The following is an 18,361-nucleotide window of genomic DNA, read 5'->3' on the forward strand; positions in this document are numbered from 1 at the left end:
ACTGGCGCGGAACTTGACGTTGGGCATGGCACTGTCTGGGTGAATGGCGATATTCGCTATATTGCCATGCAGTTCAGTAGGTTAGAAGCATTCCTGGGGGCCGGTCTCACGGATTCAGGTTGTTCTCATCCTGGGCTTCACTATTCTGGGTGGGCTGGTGGCTACCATTGTCACAGATGCATTCCAAAGCATAGTTGTTATTTCAGGCATAATCGTATTAGCCATTGCAGCCGTGGCCTTTGGTGGCGGCTTTGGTGATATTATGACAAACACCCCCCCAGAATATTTAGCTCCCCTGGGTAAAGAAGGTTTAGGCAATGTACTCATTTTCGCCTTAACCGTAGCCCCTTTTTACTTGGTGTGGCAATCGACCTGGCAGCGCATATTTGCCTCGCGTACTGAAGAGGTGGCAGTCAAAGCTGGTTTGACCGGGTTTGGAATAGTACTGGCGATTTCTTTACTACCGTACATGATAGGCGTCATTGCTCGGCAGTTCGTGCCTCTCGATATGCGCCCCGATCTGATCTTTTCCTATGTTACGGTCGAGCTCTTACATCCGGCGATCGGTGGCATTGTTATCGTCGGTTTGCTATCGGCACTGATGACCGGTGCGGATTCCTTCATTCTGCAGGGAAGCTCCAACCTCGCCCAGGATTTCTATCATCGCCTCATCAACCCCAGCGCAACCGAGAAGCAGAAAATGTTCGCCGCCCGATTCAGCGTCGTGATCATTTCCTCGCTCGCGGTGATAGTGGCTTATCTGTTGACCGACATCATCAGCATGTACCAGTGGGCACTGCGCCTGTCCGCCACTACCCTGGTCATTCCATTCCTTGCCGTCATGTTCTGGCGTCACGCCACGGGCAAGGCCTGTCTGGCAAGCATGTGTCTTGCGGGCGCCACCACCATTTTGTGGCCCTTGCTCGGGACAGGTATCGATCAGGTCTTTCCAGGCTTTCTAGTCTCGCTAGCAGTTCTCGTCGGCGTCAGCCTGGTGACCGAGCATGACCGGGACGAGAGCGTCAAGGCCGTCTACTGGGAAGACCTGCCGACGGCAGACTCACGATTGCATCCCGGCGACAGACCCATCCCGGGCGATTCCGATGCCATATCCAATCAGTGAGAGCGACTGCCACGATGACCATCATCTATTCTGCCAAGCGCATCATTACCATGAATCCCTCCCAGCCCGAGGCCACTCACATCGCCCTGCGAGAGGGTCGCATCCTGGCGGTCGGCACACAGGAGTCGATGAAGTATTTCGAGGGCGCCGACTGCGATAACCGGTTCGCAAACGATGTCATCCTGCCCGGTTTTGTCGAGGGCCATAGCCACGCCCTCGAAGGGGCACTCTGGAGCTATGGCTACCTGGGCTACTTCGGCCGAGCAGATCCGGATGGCAAGTACTGGGAAGGGTTAGGCAGCGTGCCCGCCATGCAGGCCCGACTGAGCGATTATGCGGCGGGTATAAAAGCCGAAACACCGGTCATCGCCTGGGGATTCGATCCTGTCTACTTTCCGGAGGAACGCCTGGATCGCCATGCTTTGGACGCTGCCGTTCCTGATCGCCCGGTGGTCGTGTTTCACGCTAATCTTCATGTGATGACGGTCAATACCGCCATGCTCAAGCTAGCCAACATCGACCAAGTCAAGGATGTCGAAGGCATTCGTCTCGGCATGGATGGCAAACCCAATGGCGAGTTACAGGAAATGGCCGCCATGCACGTGGTGTTCGATGCTCTGGGCTTTAGCGTTTTCGACCTGGTGGCCTCGGTAGAAACGTTGCAACGCTACGCGAAAATCGCCAGTCGCTGCGGCGTGACGACCATTACGGACCTGTACAACCCGCTATCCGATGAGGGTGTGGAGGCACTCGAAAACGCTACGTCTGAACCCGGTTATCCGGTACGTCTGGTACCAGCCATGGCGGCGCTGAGTTGGTCACCCCAGGCGGGCACCGAACGGCTCCGCACCTGCCGGGCCTTGGGTAATGAAAAGCTTTATTTCGGACCGGCCAAACTGATGACCGATGGGTCGATCCAGGGTTACACAGCGCGACTCAAATGGCCTTACTATCATGACGGCAGTCCTAACGGTATCTGGAACGCACCGCCGCAACAGCTGAAAGACCTGGTGCACAGCTACCATCAGGCCGGTGCACAACTGCACATCCATTGCAATGGCGATGAAGCAGTGGATCTGATGCTCGATGCGATCGAGGAAGTCCAGGAAATGTGGCCTCGAGCGGATCATCGACATACGCTACAGCATTGCCAGATCATGGATCATGCGCAGCTCAGACGCGCCGCGCGCCTCGGCGTTTGCTTGAATATCTTCGCCAATCATCTTTATTACTGGGGCGACATTCACCTCAAGCGCACCCTGGGCTTCGAGCGCTGTCAGCGCCTCGAACCACTGGCCTCCACAAGACGCCTGAACATCCCGTTGGCCATTCATAGTGATGCCCCGGTCACCCCGCTGGGTCCTCTATTCACAGCCTGGTGCGCGGTAATGCGCAAAAGCGCTTCCGGCATACAACTTGGTGAGCACGAGAAACTCTCTGTTGCCCAGGCCTTGGAAGCAATCACGCTGGGCGCCGCCTATACGCTGCGCATGGATCATCTGGTAGGCAGCCTGGAGATCGGAAAGTTTGCCGACATGACGGTGCTTGATGAGGACCCACTGACATGCGACCCGGACCGGTTGAAAGATATCGGTGTGAAGGCGACGGTGCTAGGAGGTCAGGTGCATGTCAATGAGTGAGGCTGAACAGATTCCTCTAACGGTCATCGGAGGTTTTCTGGGGGCCGGTAAGACGACTTATCTCAATGCTCTGATCAAACGCGGTCTTCCTGCCAATGCCTTGCTCGTCGTCAACGACTTTGGCGATATCAATATCGATGCGGAACTGATCGAGTACCGTGACGACAACATCATGCAGCTCAGCAATGGCTGTGTCTGCTGCACGCTGGGCGGTACGTTGGCGGAACAACTGGCCGCCGCCCTGCGCCTTCGATCGAAGCCATCAGTGATCATCATCGAGGCAAGCGGTGTGGCCAATCCCGCCCGTATTGCCGATATTGCCAGGCTATCGTCTCGGCTGCGCCTTGCCAAGATGATATGCATCGTCGATGGAACCCAGGTGTTGAGCCACGCTGGAGACCCACTGATCGGCGACACCTGGCGTCTGCAGATAGAGTCCGCCAGGCGGATATATATTAATCGCTTGATGGCCAGCGACAAGATGGCTGTGCTCGAGCTACTTACGCAGATCAATCCCGACGCCCGGATCGAGCACACAACGCTGCCCTTGTCGTCGTCGGGCAGCGCCCACTCGTCGGCTCCATCAACTGACACCGGATATGACACACCTTCTTCTCGTACCCACGCGAACTGGCACTCGTTCAGCCTCACCGGCAGCACCATCATCGACAAGAGCCGTCTTGAAGCGCTGCTGGATACCTACCGCGACGTGCTCAAGCGCGCAAAGGGGTTCGTGCTCGTCGACAGTGGCTCAAGCGCCGAGCTACTGCAATACAGCGGTGGCCAGGTATCCTGGCAGCCGGTATTACGCGCCCCTGACGAGAATCGCCTGGTATTCATCGGCATCGCCGGGGCTCGCTTCAACGCACTGAGACACGCCGCTGAATTGCTGATAAAGCCAGCCTTGTTCCAATCGGCACCTTCGCAACAGCGTTAAATCCATGGAATAAACGCCGCATGCTCTATGCTATGAAACAGGCCAAGTCGAACACCATCATCGCTATAGTGAAATGATTCTGTCCCTGAGCGAGTAGAAGCGACTTTTTTCTGTAGAATCGCCGCCACTCGACAACATTGGCTTTATTCATGGCACCCTACGGAGACGACCTGCATGGCAGATAACGCATCTTCACAGCGCAATCTATGGCGGCGCATTCCCTTGTGGCAGAAGATTCTAGCCGGCCTGGCACTTGGGGTCGTTGCCGGTGCACTCATGGGAGAAGATGCCAGCGTCTTCAAACCCATCGGCGATATCTTTATCAGCGCCATCAAGATGCTGATCGTGCCCTTGGTTTTTTCGACCCTGATCGTCGGGATCACCGCCATGCGCGATCCGCAGAAGATGGGCCGCATCGGTGTGCGCACTATTGCGCTGTATCTGATCACGACCGCCTTCGCCATCAGCATCGGTTTGCTGGCTTCGACCATCTTTCAGCCCGGGGCCGGCCTGGATCTGAACTTCGACAAGCCGGTCCAGGCGGAAGAGGCACCGTCGCTGGTGCAGATCCTTGTCGATCTGGTACCTCAGAATCCCATCGATGCTCTGGCCAACGGTAATATTCTGCAGATCATCGTGTTTGCCATCGGCTTGGGGATTTCCCTGACCCTGATCGGTGAAAAAGGCGAGCCGGTGGTGCGCCTGTTCGAGAGCTTCGCCGAGGCCATGTACAAGCTCACCGAGATCGTCATGGCCTTCGCGCCCTTCGGCGTGTTCGGCCTGATCGCGTATGTCTCGGGGAGCTATGGGCTCGATGTACTGTTGCCATTGGCCAAAGTGATCGGCGTGGCCTATCTGGCCAGTGTGCTGCATGTACTTCTAGTCTACTCCGGGCTATTGGTCCTGCTTGGTCGCTTGAACCCCCTGCGTTATCTGAGCGGCATCCTCGATGCGCTGGTGGTCGCCTATTCGTCGGCTTCTTCCTCCGGCACCTTGCCGGTGTCCTTGCGCTGTGCCCAGAAAAACCTCGGGGTGTCCGAGGGGGTATCGGGCTTCGTGCTGCCGGTGGGGGCGACCATCAACATGGATGGCACCGCCATCTATCAGGGGGTGGTTGCCCTGTTCATCGCTCAGTTGGTTGGCGTCGATCTCTCGCTGATGGATTACGGCATGATCATCGTCACCGGCACCCTGGCCTCGATCGGTACCGCCGGCGTTCCCGGCGCAGGGTTGATCATGCTCTCCATCGTGCTGGCTCAGGTGGGTTTACCTCTGGAAGCTATCGCAGTGATTGCCGGTATCGACCGCATCCTCGATATGGCCCGGACCAGCGTCAATGTGGCCGGCGATTTGATGGTCACGACTCTCGTTGGAAAAAGCGAGAAAGAACTAGATCTGGATATCTATAATTCTAAAAATAAAGTATGAGACTTATTGAAAGAGCATTAATGTTATACAACACCGCAAGCTTCCATAACCTGGATTAACAACAACCCTGTCGATAGCTGACATCCTTTCCGCAGAGAGTATGGAGTGCTCTTTACAGCCAGGAAGGCTGCATGCCCGGCCCTAGCAGGCCGGGCATTTTATTGAATCCCTTTGATTTTCCTCACGTCCTTTTCTTTAAAAAATAGCCATCTGCTTCTACGCTATGAAGTACATACTTCGTCAAGGAAGAATCGTCATGGCTGATCAACAGACCTGTGCGTGCCCAAGCTGCAATCATGAAGTCGATACGGATCAGGCTGTCATGTCCGATGGAAAAGCCTTCTGCTGCGATGCCTGTGCATCCGGCCATCCCCAAGGGATGAAGTGCAAGCATGAAGGGTGCGGTTGCGACAAGGCAGGCTAGGAACATTCACGCAAGAGGCAATACGATGCAAAAGCAAGCGCGCGTAGAACCTATCTTCGATGCCAAGGATATGAACGAAAAGATCATTGGATGGAACGTGATCGACGAAAGTCAGCCAGAAAATGAAACCGTCGTATCCGAGCACGACACTCAGGAAGCAGCCGTCAAAGCCGCTGAGGAATTCGAGCAGCGCGAATTCTGAATGATGACCGACCGGCCCCCACCTCTTAGGGGGCCGTACCTGACACCCATGAGCCAGCCCTTCATGACCTGCGCTGCGAGTTTGCACTCACCTCCGTGCGCATGGTCTCTCCTTTCAGATACTGTTCGGTGGTGAGCAGGAACAATCGTCGGAATAGATTGTGCACGGCCTCCTCCTGCTTGAGCGCCAATACATCTGGATCTATCTGCTGGGATGAGCATTCTTGCCTCGGGTATTCCCAGGCCAGTCGCACCGATCCCGATGATGCATCGCAAATCTGAAGCGTGGGGTTGGGGCCTTTAAATTGTGTCTTGATGCGATACGGCATGACTACCTCCTGACGAATTAAATGATAAAAATTATCATTTGCATATGAGAATCTAGGCACCCATCCCTTATCCGTCAAGAAAAAATTAAATGCTAGAGTGGTTATTGTTCCTTAGAAACTGCGAGACACCTATGCTGCCTACCCTGTTGAAAGGCGATCGCCACACTGTCGGCCAAACGCATGGACGCCACCATGCCAACAAGATTCACGACAGCATCGCTGTCTATGACCGATTATTTAAGGATTTCGTGGGCTCTTCCTGGCAACAGGCACGGCAGATGGCACCCCAGTTTCTCCCGGCCATCGAGCGCTGTTTTCCCGCCATTCTCGAAGAAGTACAAGGCATCGCCGAGGGTGCCGGAGTCGATTTCGACGATATTCTGACGCTTAATTGTCGAAGCGAGATATCACTGACTCAGGCCAGTGGCGGCTGCTCCGCCTTTTCGCTCAACCAGGGCGACCAATGGCTGGCCCAGAACTGGGACTGGCGCGCCGATCAACAGCGCAACGTGGTCGTGCTCAAGATCGAGCTCAACGACCATGCGCCATTGATCAGCATTGGTGAAGCCGGCATGGTCGGCAAGATCGGCATGAACGCTCGTGGCCTGGGTGTTTGCCTCAACGCCATTCGCTCCCAGACCTGCGGCGAAGGCCTGCCGATTCATTTTGCCCTGCGCAAGATTCTCGAAAGTCCCGATTTCGCCGCCGCTCGGCGAGTGGTCGATGAGGACCGAGTCGCCTCACCGGCCCACTTCCTGATCGCCAGTGCCGAGGGTCAGGCCACCGGCTTCGAGGTGCATCCCGGCCGCCCCGGCGAGCTTCTACCCCAGGATGGCAAGGTGCTGCACACCAACCATCTCTACGCGGACGCGACAACCGCCTGCATCGATGACTACCCTCGGCCAGATTCCCCGGTTCGATTGACAAGACTTCGACAGTTGCTGGATCAGCCCATCGAAAGCACACCGGATGCGCTGTTCGATGTGCTCAGCGACCACACCAACGCCCCCTCCTCCCTCTGCCGCCACACCAATCACGAGCAGCCCGAGGCCGAGCGGATGGAGACCCTATTCGCCGTGGTGATGAACCTAAAAAAGCGCAGACTGTGTCTGCGCTTGGGCAAGCCGTGCTCAGCGGAAGATACGCTGGATGCAAGATTGAACGAATGATGGCTCGCGAGTGTTTTAAAACTCCTCCCAGACATCTTCCGACACAGCGCTTGTCTTTTGAGGCGATGCCACCTTGCGAGCCTTGGGGGATTCAAGATGCGCGACGGGTGCCGGCGATTTTGGTGTGGTCTGGGTGTCGTCATCCCCAAGCACGAAGGTGTCGACCAAGGCGCTTAGACGGGTGGCCTGTTCTCGCATGACTTCAGCGGTACTTGAAGTCTGCTGTACCATCGCGGAGTTTTGCTGAGTCATGGTATCCATTTCGGTCACCGCCGTGTTGATCTGGCCGATGCCATTGCTCTGCTCCCGCGCTCCGGCGCTGATCTCGGCGATCACATCCGTGACCCGGGTGACACTCTCCACAATCTCGCGCATGGTGACACCGGCACGCTGCACGGTCTCGCTACCCTGGCGAGTATAGGTAACGGCGGTATCGATCAAGCCACGAATTTCGCTGGACGCATCGGCGCTGCGGCTGGCCAGGTTGCGGACTTCCTGGGCGACCACCGCAAAGCCACGCCCGTGCTCGCCGGCCCGGGCCGCTTCCACCGAGGCGTTGAGCGCCAGGATATTGGTTTGAAACGCGATATCGTCGATCAACTTGATGATCTCACCGATCTTTGTCGCCGAACCGCTGATATCTCCCATGGTCTTTTCCACTTCGGTCATCGCTTCGCCGCCCTGGCGTGCCACGGTGACCGTGGAAGAAGCCAGCTGGTTGGCTTGCTGAGCCGATTCAGCGCTGTGATTGACGGTGGACGTAATTTCTTCCATGGACGATGACGTTTCCTGCAGATTCGCGGCGGCCTGCTCGGTACGGGTGGCCAGCTCCTCGCTGCCCTTTGCCATCTCACCGGCGGCCTTGTGCACTTCGTACACGCCGCGACGCACATCGACAAGCGTGGTTTGCATGCGTGCCACGAAGGTATTGAACTGCTCCGCCAATTCGCCTATTTCATCCCGGGTGGCAACCTTGAGCCGCTGGGTCAAATCACCGCGCCCCTGGGCAATATCGCGCATTGCCGAAGCGGTAATATTGATCGGACGCACGAGTCGGCGCACCAGCCATAGCGTCACCAGCGCCACGCCGACGAAGATCGCGATGCCCAGCAATATCGTACTAGTGATCGTATTGCGCAGCGACGCGGACGCCTCTGCTCTGACAGCGGCCATGGTCTGATCGATATCGTATATATACATCCCGGCGCCGATGACCCAGCCTAGCTTGGGAAGATTTACGATGTAGGACTGCTTTTCTTCAACAGTACCGGTTTCCGGGTGCTGCCAGCGATAGGTGTAAAAACCACCGCCGCTGAGTCCAAGTTCAATGACATCTCTTGCGATGGGCCGGCCATCCGGGTCCAGCTCGTTCAACTGATCAGTCCCCACCAGCTCCAGGTTATCGCCCACGACGGTTGCTTTACCTTCGTAGTCGTAGCCAAAAATATAGTTGCCGCCATCGAAACGTATGCCCTGCAGCACTTGATAAGCCCGCTGCAGAACCTCTTCTTCACTCAGGGTTGGATCGTCCACCAGCGCGGACGTAGCACTGCGTGCAATGTCCATCACGCCTTTGACTCTTTCCTTGCGCGCTTCGACCAACTGCTCACGCTGCTCGGCAATACTCTCCTGGCTGGCGGCACGCTGCATCAGCGCCGCCGCCGTCACGAGGGAAGCGGTAACCAGAAAAAGCGGAATCAACACCAGCGCCAGAATCTTGCTTTGTAAACCTGAGAAACGACGTAAACCAGTGGTAGCGGACATGAAAGCCCCCCTTTTTGTTGAGTAGCAGCCCCGAAGCGATGAATCGCAAAGGGAGCTGCCCAGGATCGTGTTGGTGTCGTGAAGGCAGCGGAAGCAGCGACACAGTAATGCCGCGATAACAGCTAGCGCATCACTGCTAAACATCGGCAATATCAGCAAGAAGTTGAGTAAGCGGAAGGGGGGTAACTTCAGGATCTTCTAAAGCAATGGCCGGAATCGATACAAGGCTGGTAAATAACGAACAGGTTGAAGCCGAGCGGATGGAAATCTTGTTCGTTGTGATGATGAATCTGAAGGAGGAGTATGTCTGCAGCATCGGTTCAGGGCATAACGCGCGCCGCCCCGAGCCGTTTTCATGCCCGGGGCGGTTGTTTGGTGGAAATATGAGCTGCCGTTTTGTGATCGCGTTGTGCCTAACCTGCAACTCTCGTGCTCATTCCGAACTCAGGAAGTCAGTACTTCGGCGTCGCGCTTCTGGGTTGGCGCCTTTATCTCCTGTTCTTCCTTGAGGGTCGGGCGCAACAACAGCATGGCGATAGCGATGACCAGCAGCACCGAGGCCTCGTGAACCAGCATGCCGATGGCCATGGTCACACCGCTGAATAGCACGCCGAAAAGCAACAGGGCGACCGTCAGCAGGGCGATAGCGATGTTGAGGCGCATGGTGTTTACCGTCCGCTTGGCCAGGTTAAGGGCATAAGGCAGACGAGGCAGCCGGTCGGCCATCAGGGCGATATCCGCGGTTTCGATGGCCGCCGGTGAGCCGGCGGCCCCCATGGCAATCCCGATGTCGGCCTGGGCGAGTGCGGGGGTATCGTTGACGCCGTCGCCGACCATGGCCACGGTATGGCCCCGGCTCTGCAGCTCCTTGACGATGACCAGCTTGTCTTCGGGCATCAGTTCGGCGTGCACTTCATCGATGCCGAGCTCAACAGCAATGTTCTCGGCGACACGCTTTGCGTCGCCGGTGGCCATGATGACCTTGACGCCATTGTCGTGCAGAGCCTTGATCGCCTGGTAGGCAGTGTCGCGAATGGTATCCGCCACGGCCACGATACCAACGGCGCGGCCGTTGACGCCGACGTACATGGCGGTCTTGCCGGCGGCGTTGAGTTCCAGGGTGCGCTTGCTGTCCGGGATCTGATCGAGCAGGTCGGCAGTGCCGACCGCGACGGTGTGTCCATCAAAATTGGCGCGAACTCCCTTGCCGGTTATCGGCTCCGCCTTGTCGACCATCTCGACGGCCAGTTTGCGCTGTTCGGCGCCGCGGATGATCGCTTCCGCCAAGGGGTGTTCGGAGGCGGTCTCGGCCCTGGCAGCCATGGTGAGCACCTGGTCTTCGCTATAGGCGTCATCCAGTACGACCACATCGGTCAGCACCGGCCTGCCGTAGGTCAGTGTGCCGGTCTTGTCCACCACCACGGCGCTGACACGGGCCGAGGTTTCGAGGTATTCACCGCCCTTGATCAGGACGCCGTCCCTGGCCGCGCGACCGATACCTGCCACGATGGATACCGGGATGGAAATCACCATGGCACCCGGACAGCCGATGACCAGCAAAGTCAGGGCCAGTTCCACATTGCGGGTGATCAGGCCGATCACCAGCGCGGTCAGCATGACCCCCGGGGTATAGTACTTGGAAAATTTCTCCATGAAGGTCTGGGTTCTGGCCTTGTCATCCTGGGCGTCCTCGACGCGATGGATGATCTTGGCCAACGCAGTGTCCGATCCGATACCGACCGCCTTGACGCGCAGCAATCCGGATCTTAGCCAGGTGCCGGCGAAGACCTCTTCGCCTTCGGCCTTCTCGGCGGGGACGGACTCACCGGTGATGGTGGCTTCATCCACGCCCCCGTGGCCGGCGACCACGGTGCCATCGACGGGAACCTGTTCACCGTTCTTGATCAGCACGATGTCGCCAGGCACAAGCTCCCATACCTCGACGGTCTCTGCTTCCCCGTCACGCAGCACGGTGGCCGTCTCGGGAGCGGCATCCACCAGATCCGACAAGGCCTTGCGAGTCTTGTTCAGAGTGGCTCTCTCCAGGGCGCCACCGAAAGCAAAGAGGAAGGTTACCGCTGCCGATTCCCAGTAGTTGCTGATGAACAGCGCGCCGACAGCGGCGACGGTGACCAGCAGGTCGATAGAGACGACCTTGACCCGCAGCGCTTGAATGGCGGAGATAGCGATCTGATAGCCGGCCACCGCAGCCGCCGCGATCATCAGCACGTCCCAGCCAGTGATCCAGGAGGCGATGATCAACAGCCCCGAGACGATCACCACACCCCAGTTTTTCCAGCGTGTCATACGAGAATCCTCCTGATTCCAAGCGGGTTACGGATCGCGCCCTCCCCGGCACGATCCGTAGGAAAATGCCGAGTTTCATGGCACAGGTACCCGAGTCAGATGGCCGAGGGCTTAACGCTAAAGCCGACATCTGCGACGGCCTCGACAAGGTTTCGTACCGAGGCTTTTTCAGGGTCGTGGCTGACGATCACCCGACCAGAGGCAAACTTCACTTCGGCGGATTCGACGCCGTCGAGCCCCTTGAGCTTGGTCTCGATCTTCTCGACGCAGCTGGGACAGGAAAATTCATTGGAGCGCAGGGTGGTGTTCTTCAAGGAAGTAGAATGACTCATGGTGTTGACTCCTACTTGATAGGTAATAGGTGGGTCGTTTTATCAGTGATCATGGGAGCCGCTGTTGCCGGCGATCACGTTGTGGACATCTTCGAGGTAGTGCACGTAGTGCACATAGTGTTCGACGAACTCCCGGCCTTTATCGGGGCTTTCACTTGCCTGCTGCTTGGCCGCCAGAGTGGCTTCGAAGGCCGAGCGGGCCTCCTGTTCGAACTTGTCGACCACGCGTGCCAGAAAGGCATCGATCTCGCCTTTCTCCAGCGCTGTATCGGCCGCCTGGATGGCAGGGTCGATCTCGCCTGCTGGCTTGACGCCGGTGAAGGGAGCGCCTTCGTAGGCGCGGTGTATCTCTACCAGGGTTGCGAAGAATTGCTGATCGGCCAATTCCTGGGCGTCGTCGCCAAGTTTTCTCACCTCGAGTGTCTTGTCGAAGGCGCTCGTTAAGGCCGCCACGTCCGTGGCCGGCACCCATTTCAGCAGCGGGCTGATATCGCCCGAACTCAGTGCCGTTTGCGCTTCCGTGATCACCGGACCGTCCATGGCGTCGCAGTGAGCGAACGCTGGGGTGGCCAGCGACAGGGCCAGGGCAGAAGTGGTTGCGATCGCCAGCAGGCGCTTACGAAACATTGCGGTCATGGTGTTGTGCTCCTGTGTCGAGGAAGGATCAGTCGCTGTGCTGTTTGACTGTGCCTTCATGATAGGGAGCCGCGGTGACCGAGTCGTTCTTTAGCGTGACTTCGAACGCTTTTTATACCACCACTAAAACTATTTAAAATCAATAATATACGAGTTCTATCTCAGTTTTCTGAAAGTCGAACCCTAGGGAAGCACTGAAGGAATCGCCGAGCGGCTCAAGCACAAGGCGCACGGAGCGCAGGAACCGGAGCCTATGCGGTATAGGTGAGGATTCCGAGCACCGCGCAACGCAGTGATTGGGGCGCGCAGGCATTTATTCAGTATTTTCCTAGCTCTGGGCACGATAGGCGCTGGGCGTCATGCCGGTGGCCTTCTTGAAGGCCGTATTGAAGACCGACTTGGAGTTGAAGCCTGAGTCATACATCACCTGCAGGATGGTGGTGCTTGTCTCGACAGCTTTCAGCTGTCGACGAGCTTCGGCGATGCGGTAGTCACTGACGAATTCAAAGAAGTTCTTCTCAAGTCTTTGGTTGATGGTTTGTGACAGCTCCCGGGTGGGTACGCCAAGCTGCCGGGCTAACTGCTCCACTGTCAGATTGGCATCCAGGTAGGGTCTGGCTTCGACCATGTGGTTCTCAAGGCGCCGAAGCAGTGCACTCTCCACTTCCCTGCCTGGCGCATCTTGTTTGTCACCGACCTGTGCTAGGAGCGCTTCTTCAGCGCTCAGCCCTGAGAAAATAGTAGGTTGGCGCAGGGCGTGAATCAGCAAGTAGTTGATGAACAGAAAACCGGTGATGGCGCCGATAGCGGAGACCCACGCGACGCTGGCATCGCTCTTGAAGATATGGGCAGAGAGACAGTAGAACAGACTGATGGTCCAGACGAAGGCATAGCCGATCAGCAGCGTACGCAGCCAAGCCAGCTGCTTGTTCTCCAGGTTGGAGAAGAGCTGGCGTACCGTGGTGCCGAAGCGGTTGATGGCGCGAATGGTGGCCCAAAGGTAGCCCAGGAAGACCAGATGGATGGCGACGGCCAGCAAGGGGGAGGTGAGCACGCCCGGGTGATCGCGACTCAGCAGGATCTGCAGCTTGACCTCCGTGGGCTGAAGGTAATACTCCACCAGGAAAATCGCCGACACCACCCAGAACAGTAGAGTATGTACGGCGTGCCTGGGCACCAGGCGGAAGTCCCGGTACATCAGTGATTTGGCATAGAGGTAGAGCACGCTCGCCTGGAGCAGGCCGATTAGCGTACCCAGGTAAGCCAGGTTCGGGTGCTGAAGGGCAAGTCCGGTCGAGTAGAGGAAAACTTCGCTCACACCGGCCGCGAAAGTCAGAATACTGGCCGCCAATAGGCGGTTGCTGATTAGCTGGAACGTTTCGGGCAACAGCAGGAAGACAGCCAGGCCCAACGACTGGATGATGGTGGTGGCCAGCAGGAGATCAACCAGCGACAGGTACATGATGTTGGCTCGTCTCTGTTTCGATGATTCAGCCGCGCATCGATTTCCTCGTGCCGGACCCGCCGCGCTGGCCACAAACCTGCTTTACTCAACGCGACCAGGCCGGTTGTCGGAGGCCTCTATCGTCTCGGGGGTAAAAACTACCTGATCATGGTGCCAACCCTTGGCTGTTGTCCATAACCGATCAGCCGTTCCAATATGTAGTGGTCAACTAATCCCGAACAGTCTTTTACGTTTTTCTTCCGTAATCACTGGTGGCATGCCGTCATTGAAGGTATGAGGACGTTGCCTGTTGGTAGACGACCACTAGATAGTCAGGATGGACAGCAGTCTTCCGACTTGAACACCTCGCGCCAGGGAGAAGAGCGACGCATGGGCTTTTCTTGCCTAGACTGAGGACGTTATCCAGCGTTCTTGGTGAGGCGGCGCATGGGACTGAACATCGACCGGGACGACTTCACGGCGTCCGACTTCCGACGCTTCGACGAACGCCTGCAGGCCAACCTCGGCGTGCTGCAAGACCTGCTGCGCCAGCCGGACTTCGGCGCTGGCGACCTGAGCCTCGGGGCGGAGCTCGAGACCTACATCACCGACGACGACGGGCGGATCCTGCCCCTCAACCAGCGCCTGCTGGACGACCTTCAGGATCCCCTGGTGCAGCTCGAGCTGAACCGCTTCAACATCGAGTACAACCTGACCCCGCTGCCCCTGGCGGGGCGCCCCTTCCACGCCCTGGAGCGTCAGCTCCTGCAGGCCCTGGAGCGACTGCAGGGCGCCGCCGCCGCGCATCGGGGGCGCATCGTTCCCATCGGCATCCTGCCCACCCTGCGCGCGGAAGACCTTGGCGAACACGCCATGACCGACCTGCCGCGCTACCGGGCACTGGAGCGCGAGCTCAAGCGCCTGCGCGGCGAGGATTTCTCCGTCGAGATCAACGGCGACGACACCATCCGCGTCTCCAGCTCCCACGTGGTCTTCGAAGGCGCCAACACCTCCTACCAGCTGCACCTGCGGGTTGAGCCAGAGCGCTTCGCCGACACCTTCAACACCCTCCAACTGGTGACGCCGTTGGTCCTGGCGCTGGCGGCCAACTCGCCGCTGTTCCTGCAAAAGCGCCTATGGGACGAGACCCGCATCGCCCTGTTCAAGCAGTCGGTGGACTGCCGCCTGCGCGACAGCGGGCGCTGGCGGCAACCCTCGCGGGTAGCGTTCGGCCAGGGCTGGGTGCGCCGCAGTGCCTGGGAGCTGTTCGCCGAGACGGTCGCCCTGCACCCGCCCATCATCCCTGTGTGCGACGACGCCTCGCCGAGGCGTGACGGCGCGCCAGCGCTCGCCGAGCTGCGCCTGCACATGGGCACCGTCTGGCCCTGGAACCGGGCGGTCTACGACCCCGCCGACGGGGGCCACCTGCGCGTCGAGATGCGTGCCCTGCCGTCGGGGCCGACCGCCCGCGACATGGCGGCCAACTCCGCCCTGGTGCTGGGCCTGGTACTGGGGTTGCGCGACGATATCGAGGAGCGCCTGAGCGCCATCCCCTTCCGCTACGCCGAGTACAACTTCTACCGCGCTGCCCAGTCCGGGCTGGATGCCCGCCTGCTATGGCCCCATCGCCAGCACCACCGGATGGTGGAGATGCCGATCGTCGAACTGCTCGAACGCCTGCTCCCCTACGCCCGCTCGGGGCTGCGTGCGGCGGGTGTGGCAGGCGACGACGCCGAGCCCTTCCTGGCGGTGATCGGCGAGCGCCTGGCGTCGCGTACCAATGGCGCCCAGTGGCAGCGTCGGGTGCTGGCGCGATGCGAGGAGCACGGCGCCTCGCGCCTCGAGGCCTGCCGCCTGATGCTGCAACACTACTGTCGGGGGATAGCGAGCAACCGGCCGGTGGCAAGCTGGCCGACGGAGGTGTGACGCGTGGCTGTCTCCCTCCCTGTCCTCACCGATCCCCCGCCGAACCACGACGACGTGGCGACCTGGCTCGCCTCGCTCGGCGGCCCCTTCTGGATCGTGCTGACCGGCGACGACGACCGCCGCTGCCGGGTGGTCACCACCCTGCTGCACGGCAACGAGCCCTCCGGTCTGCTGGCGTTGCACCGCTGGCTCGCCGAACGGCCGCGACCCCGGACCCGACTGGCGGTGCTGGTCGCCAATGTCGCTGCGGCGTTGGCCCCGCCGCTGTTCACCCAGCGCTTCGTCCCGGGCGAGCGCGACCTCAACCGCTGCTTCCAGCCGCCCTTCGATGACGTTTCCGGGGCGCTCGCCCAGGCGATCACCCACGACATCGCCGCCTGGGCCCCCGAATGCGTGATCGACCTGCACAACACCTCGGGCAAGGGGCCATCCTTCGCCGTCGCCACCCGACGCGACCCAAGGCTCGAGCGCCTGGCGGGACGGTTCTGCGACCAGCTGATCGTCACCGACTTCCGGCTTGGTAGCCTGATGGAGATTCCACTCATTCACCCGCCCCTTGCCGACTGCCCCATACTCACCCTCGAGTGCGGCGGCGCCCGGGACCCCGCGGCCGTGGAGGTGGCGAGCGCCGTCTATCACCGGCTGGCCGAGTGGCCGGACCTGGCGGCCCTGCCCTCCACGCCCAACCTCGACGTGCTGATCCATCCGCTGCGGGTGGAACTGGCCCCCGACGCCGGCATCGCCTACGCCCGCGAGCCCGAGCCCGGAACAGGCGTCACCCTCTGGGCACGCATCGATGCCCACAACCGCGGCGTGACCCCACCCGACACCTGCCTCGGCTGGCTGGGCGACGGCGGCCTTGCGAACCTGCAGGCCCGCGATGCCCGGGGCATCGAGCGCATCGCCGAGCTGCTCTGCGAGCGCGACGGCCGGCTCTACACCCGCCGCCCCCTGCGCCTGTTCATGGCCACCACCAACGCCGAGATCGCCCGCAGCGACTGTCTGTTCTACGCCGTGCCGGCGTGAGGGGTGGGGGCCTTGCCAATGGACGAGGCCCCGCGCCTGTGGCTGCGCAGCGTAGTTTCTGAGCTGCCTGGGCGGCAGCGAACGCCTGATGCCTGCGAGGAATGTGGTGACGGGATTTCTGAGCTGCCTGGGCGGCAGCGAACGGATCTACTTGCCTCCCGCTTTGACGTCGACTTTTCTGAGCTGCCTGGGCGGCAGCGAACAAGCAGGCTCGTCAGGCTCAGGCCAACATGATTTTCTGAGCTGCCTGGGCGGCAGCGAACTCACGCGCAACCTCATAAGCGAAAGCTGACAATTTCTGAGCTGCCTGGGCGGCAGCGAACCTGGGCAAACGGCAGCGTTGAATTCCCGGCGTTTTCTGAGCTGCCTGGGCGGCAGCGAACAAAATATGCTGTGACCTTTTCCGTCTCGAGCTTTTCTGAGCTGCCTGGGCGGCAGCGAACAGTGCCGGGTAAATCTCGGATGTCTCGGCGACTTTCTGAGCTGCCTGGGCGGCAGCGAACAAACGCCCAGTGTGGGTGTGGCTTCCCATATTTTTCTGAGCTGCCTGGGCGGCAGCGAACCTTACGGGACAGGGCTGTTCTGAGGTTTCAATTTTCTGAGCTGCCTGGGCGGCAGCGAACGATCTTGCGGCTGTTCTGCTCGACTTCGACGCTTTCTGAGCTGCCTGGGCGGCAGCGAACTCACCGTCGAGAGCAAGACGGGCGGCACCTACTTTCTGAGCTGCCTGGGCGGCAGCGAACGCGTGCCAGCCGGTGCCGAGCTCGTCGCCGGTTTTCTGAGCTGCCTGGGCGGCAGCGAACGACCGTTCCAATTCCCTCGCGCCCTCACCGTTTTTCTGAGCTGCCTGGGCGGCAGCGAACGGATCGTGCAGCCATCCGGTCATTGCCCGTATTTTCTGAGCTGCCTGGGCGGCAGCGAACGGATTGAAATCCTCAATGAAGGTAGCGGATAATTTCTGAGCTGCCTGGGCGGCAGCGAACGTTGTTATAGCTGCACCCGATAATGAATTCCATTTCTGAGCTGCCTGGGCGGCAGCGAACGCGTGTGGCTCAGGATGTAGACGCGGACATGCTTTCTGAGCTGCCTGGGCGGCAGCGAACAGCCTCAACAACCGGCATCGCCTCGTGCTCGGTTTCTGAGCTGCCTGGGCGGCAGCGAACGATGACCATCACGGTGGTAATTCCAGGTGGCGTTTCTGAGCTGCCTGGGAGGCAGCGAACCGAGCATTCCTCGCTAATGAGCGATTCTTTTCTTTCTGAGCTGCCTGGGCGGCAGCGAACCTGGAAATGGATGCCGCAACTCGTGCATTGCTTTTCTGAGCTGCCTGGGCGGCAGCGAACCTCGCGGAGATCGTCGATGGCATCCATGAGGTTTTCTGAGCTGCCTGGGCGGCAGCGAACCTGCACCTATAGATTCCGTGACGGCATCCCAGTTTCTGAGCTGCCTGGGCGGCAGCGAACGGCCAGAAAGAAGCCCGCATCCAGCTGATAAATTTCTGAGCTGCCTGGGCGGCAGCGAACGAACACGAGATCCATGTCACCAGCCTCCAGCTTTTCTGAGCTGCCTGGGCGGCAGCGAACGATCTCATCGCTGAGTCGTATAGACGCCTCCATTTCTGAGCTGCCTGGGCGGCAGCGAACTCGATGCCGATATCGTGGGCGAGGGTGGTGCG

15 protein-coding genes and 1 CRISPR repeat array (1 of these 16 cut by a window edge) are annotated in these 18,361 nt (G+C 59.4%); of the genes, 9 read left to right on the forward strand and 6 right to left on the reverse strand.

Annotation, left to right across the window (positions count from 1 at the left end; translation table 11 throughout):
- The first annotated feature begins 130 nt into the window (after nucleotides 1-130).
- The 6 genes from ACPF7Z_RS02385 to ACPF7Z_RS02410 all read left to right on the forward strand — a co-directional run bounded on the left by ACPF7Z_RS02385 (nucleotide 131) and on the right by ACPF7Z_RS02410 (nucleotide 5,754).
- Nucleotides 131-1,123, forward strand: a complete 993-nt coding sequence (locus tag ACPF7Z_RS02385) for a sodium:solute symporter family protein (RefSeq protein WP_425191739.1) — start codon at nucleotides 131-133, stop codon at nucleotides 1,121-1,123.
- A 14-nt stretch (nucleotides 1,124-1,137) separates the two neighbouring features.
- Complete coding sequence (locus tag ACPF7Z_RS02390; RefSeq protein WP_425191561.1) at nucleotides 1,138-2,763, forward strand: amidohydrolase; 1,626 nt, start codon at nucleotides 1,138-1,140, stop codon at nucleotides 2,761-2,763.
- Nucleotides 2,750-3,700: a CobW family GTP-binding protein gene (locus tag ACPF7Z_RS02395; RefSeq protein WP_425191562.1), complete on the forward strand. Its 951-nt coding sequence runs from the start codon at nucleotides 2,750-2,752 to the stop codon at nucleotides 3,698-3,700. Before ACPF7Z_RS02390 ends, ACPF7Z_RS02395 begins: the two co-directional genes overlap by 14 nt.
- A gap of 174 nt (nucleotides 3,701-3,874) precedes the next feature.
- Nucleotides 3,875-5,128 carry a dicarboxylate/amino acid:cation symporter gene (locus ACPF7Z_RS02400; protein ID WP_425191563.1) on the forward strand — a complete coding sequence of 418 codons (1,254 nt, stop codon included), beginning with the start codon at nucleotides 3,875-3,877 and terminating at the stop codon, nucleotides 5,126-5,128.
- 322 nt (nucleotides 5,129-5,450) lie between these two features.
- The gene (locus ACPF7Z_RS02405) at nucleotides 5,451-5,552 is read left to right on the forward strand and encodes a hypothetical protein (RefSeq protein WP_425191740.1); all 102 of its coding nucleotides are present in this window, start codon (nucleotides 5,451-5,453) and stop codon (nucleotides 5,550-5,552) included.
- Nucleotides 5,553-5,577: 25 nt separating this feature from the next.
- Nucleotides 5,578-5,754 (forward strand): hypothetical protein, encoded by a 177-nt coding sequence (locus tag ACPF7Z_RS02410; protein WP_425191564.1) that lies wholly within the window; start codon nucleotides 5,578-5,580, stop codon nucleotides 5,752-5,754.
- Nucleotides 5,755-5,815: 61 nt separating this feature from the next.
- Here ACPF7Z_RS02410 and ACPF7Z_RS02415 read toward each other — a convergent pair whose 3' ends face one another.
- Nucleotides 5,816-6,082, reverse strand: coding sequence for a hypothetical protein (locus tag ACPF7Z_RS02415; RefSeq protein ID WP_425191565.1), 267 nt, complete (start codon nucleotides 6,080-6,082; stop codon nucleotides 5,816-5,818).
- Nucleotides 6,083-6,213: 131 nt separating this feature from the next.
- Between ACPF7Z_RS02415 and ACPF7Z_RS02420 the strand changes: the two genes are divergently transcribed.
- Complete coding sequence (locus tag ACPF7Z_RS02420) at nucleotides 6,214-7,251, forward strand: C45 family autoproteolytic acyltransferase/hydolase (protein WP_425191566.1); 1,038 nt, start codon at nucleotides 6,214-6,216, stop codon at nucleotides 7,249-7,251.
- Nucleotides 7,252-7,266: 15 nt separating this feature from the next.
- Here the strand turns inward: ACPF7Z_RS02420 and ACPF7Z_RS02425 are convergent, their stop codons facing one another.
- From ACPF7Z_RS02425 to ACPF7Z_RS02445, 5 genes are all read right to left on the reverse strand, one after another.
- Entirely contained in the window at nucleotides 7,267-9,015 is a 1,749-nt protein-coding gene (locus tag ACPF7Z_RS02425) for a methyl-accepting chemotaxis protein (RefSeq protein WP_425191567.1), read from the reverse strand.
- 444 nt (nucleotides 9,016-9,459) lie between these two features.
- Nucleotides 9,460-11,322, reverse strand: a complete 1,863-nt coding sequence (locus ACPF7Z_RS02430; RefSeq protein ID WP_425191568.1) for a heavy metal translocating P-type ATPase — start codon at nucleotides 11,320-11,322, stop codon at nucleotides 9,460-9,462.
- 95 nt (nucleotides 11,323-11,417) lie between these two features.
- Nucleotides 11,418-11,654 carry a heavy-metal-associated domain-containing protein gene (locus ACPF7Z_RS02435; protein WP_425191569.1) on the reverse strand — a complete coding sequence of 79 codons (237 nt, stop codon included), beginning with the start codon at nucleotides 11,652-11,654 and terminating at the stop codon, nucleotides 11,418-11,420.
- Nucleotides 11,655-11,696: 42 nt separating this feature from the next.
- Nucleotides 11,697-12,290 (reverse strand): DUF6448 family protein, encoded by a 594-nt coding sequence (locus tag ACPF7Z_RS02440; protein ID WP_425191570.1) that lies wholly within the window; start codon nucleotides 12,288-12,290, stop codon nucleotides 11,697-11,699.
- Between the two features lie 328 nt (nucleotides 12,291-12,618).
- Nucleotides 12,619-13,752, reverse strand: a complete 1,134-nt coding sequence (locus tag ACPF7Z_RS02445; protein WP_425191571.1) for a helix-turn-helix domain-containing protein — start codon at nucleotides 13,750-13,752, stop codon at nucleotides 12,619-12,621.
- 429 nt (nucleotides 13,753-14,181) lie between these two features.
- On the opposite strand from ACPF7Z_RS02445, the gene ACPF7Z_RS02450 reads away from it, so the two are divergent.
- Both ACPF7Z_RS02450 and ACPF7Z_RS02455 read left to right on the forward strand, forming a co-directional pair.
- The gene (locus ACPF7Z_RS02450; RefSeq protein WP_425191572.1) at nucleotides 14,182-15,660 is read left to right on the forward strand and encodes a hypothetical protein; all 1,479 of its coding nucleotides are present in this window, start codon (nucleotides 14,182-14,184) and stop codon (nucleotides 15,658-15,660) included.
- 3 nt (nucleotides 15,661-15,663) lie between these two features.
- Nucleotides 15,664-16,686: a hypothetical protein gene (locus tag ACPF7Z_RS02455; protein ID WP_425191573.1), complete on the forward strand. Its 1,023-nt coding sequence runs from the start codon at nucleotides 15,664-15,666 to the stop codon at nucleotides 16,684-16,686.
- A 55-nt stretch (nucleotides 16,687-16,741) separates the two neighbouring features.
- A CRISPR array of direct repeats spans nucleotides 16,742-18,361; the repeat unit is 28 nt; unit sequence TTTCTGAGCTGCCTGGGCGGCAGCGAAC (it continues 1,770 nt past the right edge of the window).

This window comes from Halomonas sp. GXIMD04776 (genome assembly GCF_049808615.1).
Taxonomy (GTDB): Bacteria; Pseudomonadota; Gammaproteobacteria; order Pseudomonadales; family Halomonadaceae; genus Modicisalibacter.

What these genes read in the sequence shown, in the direction of transcription:
- ACPF7Z_RS02390 (WP_425191561.1), top strand. Translation starts at nt 1,138, where the DNA reads ATGACCATCATCTATTCTGCCAAGCGCATCATTACCATGAATCCCTCC.
- ACPF7Z_RS02395 (WP_425191562.1), top strand. Translation starts at nt 2,750, where the DNA reads ATGTCAATGAGTGAGGCTGAACAGATTCCTCTAACGGTCATCGGAGGT.
- ACPF7Z_RS02400 (WP_425191563.1), top strand. Translation starts at nt 3,875, where the DNA reads ATGGCAGATAACGCATCTTCACAGCGCAATCTATGGCGGCGCATTCCC.
- ACPF7Z_RS02405 (WP_425191740.1), top strand. Translation starts at nt 5,451, where the DNA reads ATGTCCGATGGAAAAGCCTTCTGCTGCGATGCCTGTGCATCCGGCCAT.
- ACPF7Z_RS02410 (WP_425191564.1), top strand. Translation starts at nt 5,578, where the DNA reads ATGCAAAAGCAAGCGCGCGTAGAACCTATCTTCGATGCCAAGGATATG.
- ACPF7Z_RS02415 (WP_425191565.1), bottom strand. Translation starts at nt 6,082, where the DNA reads ATGCCGTATCGCATCAAGACACAATTTAAAGGCCCCAACCCCACGCTT.
- ACPF7Z_RS02420 (WP_425191566.1), top strand. Translation starts at nt 6,214, where the DNA reads ATGCTGCCTACCCTGTTGAAAGGCGATCGCCACACTGTCGGCCAAACG.
- ACPF7Z_RS02425 (WP_425191567.1), bottom strand. Translation starts at nt 9,015, where the DNA reads ATGTCCGCTACCACTGGTTTACGTCGTTTCTCAGGTTTACAAAGCAAG.
- ACPF7Z_RS02430 (WP_425191568.1), bottom strand. Translation starts at nt 11,322, where the DNA reads ATGACACGCTGGAAAAACTGGGGTGTGGTGATCGTCTCGGGGCTGTTG.
- ACPF7Z_RS02435 (WP_425191569.1), bottom strand. Translation starts at nt 11,654, where the DNA reads ATGAGTCATTCTACTTCCTTGAAGAACACCACCCTGCGCTCCAATGAA.
- ACPF7Z_RS02440 (WP_425191570.1), bottom strand. Translation starts at nt 12,290, where the DNA reads ATGACCGCAATGTTTCGTAAGCGCCTGCTGGCGATCGCAACCACTTCT.
- ACPF7Z_RS02445 (WP_425191571.1), bottom strand. Translation starts at nt 13,752, where the DNA reads ATGTACCTGTCGCTGGTTGATCTCCTGCTGGCCACCACCATCATCCAG.
- ACPF7Z_RS02450 (WP_425191572.1), top strand. Translation starts at nt 14,182, where the DNA reads ATGGGACTGAACATCGACCGGGACGACTTCACGGCGTCCGACTTCCGA.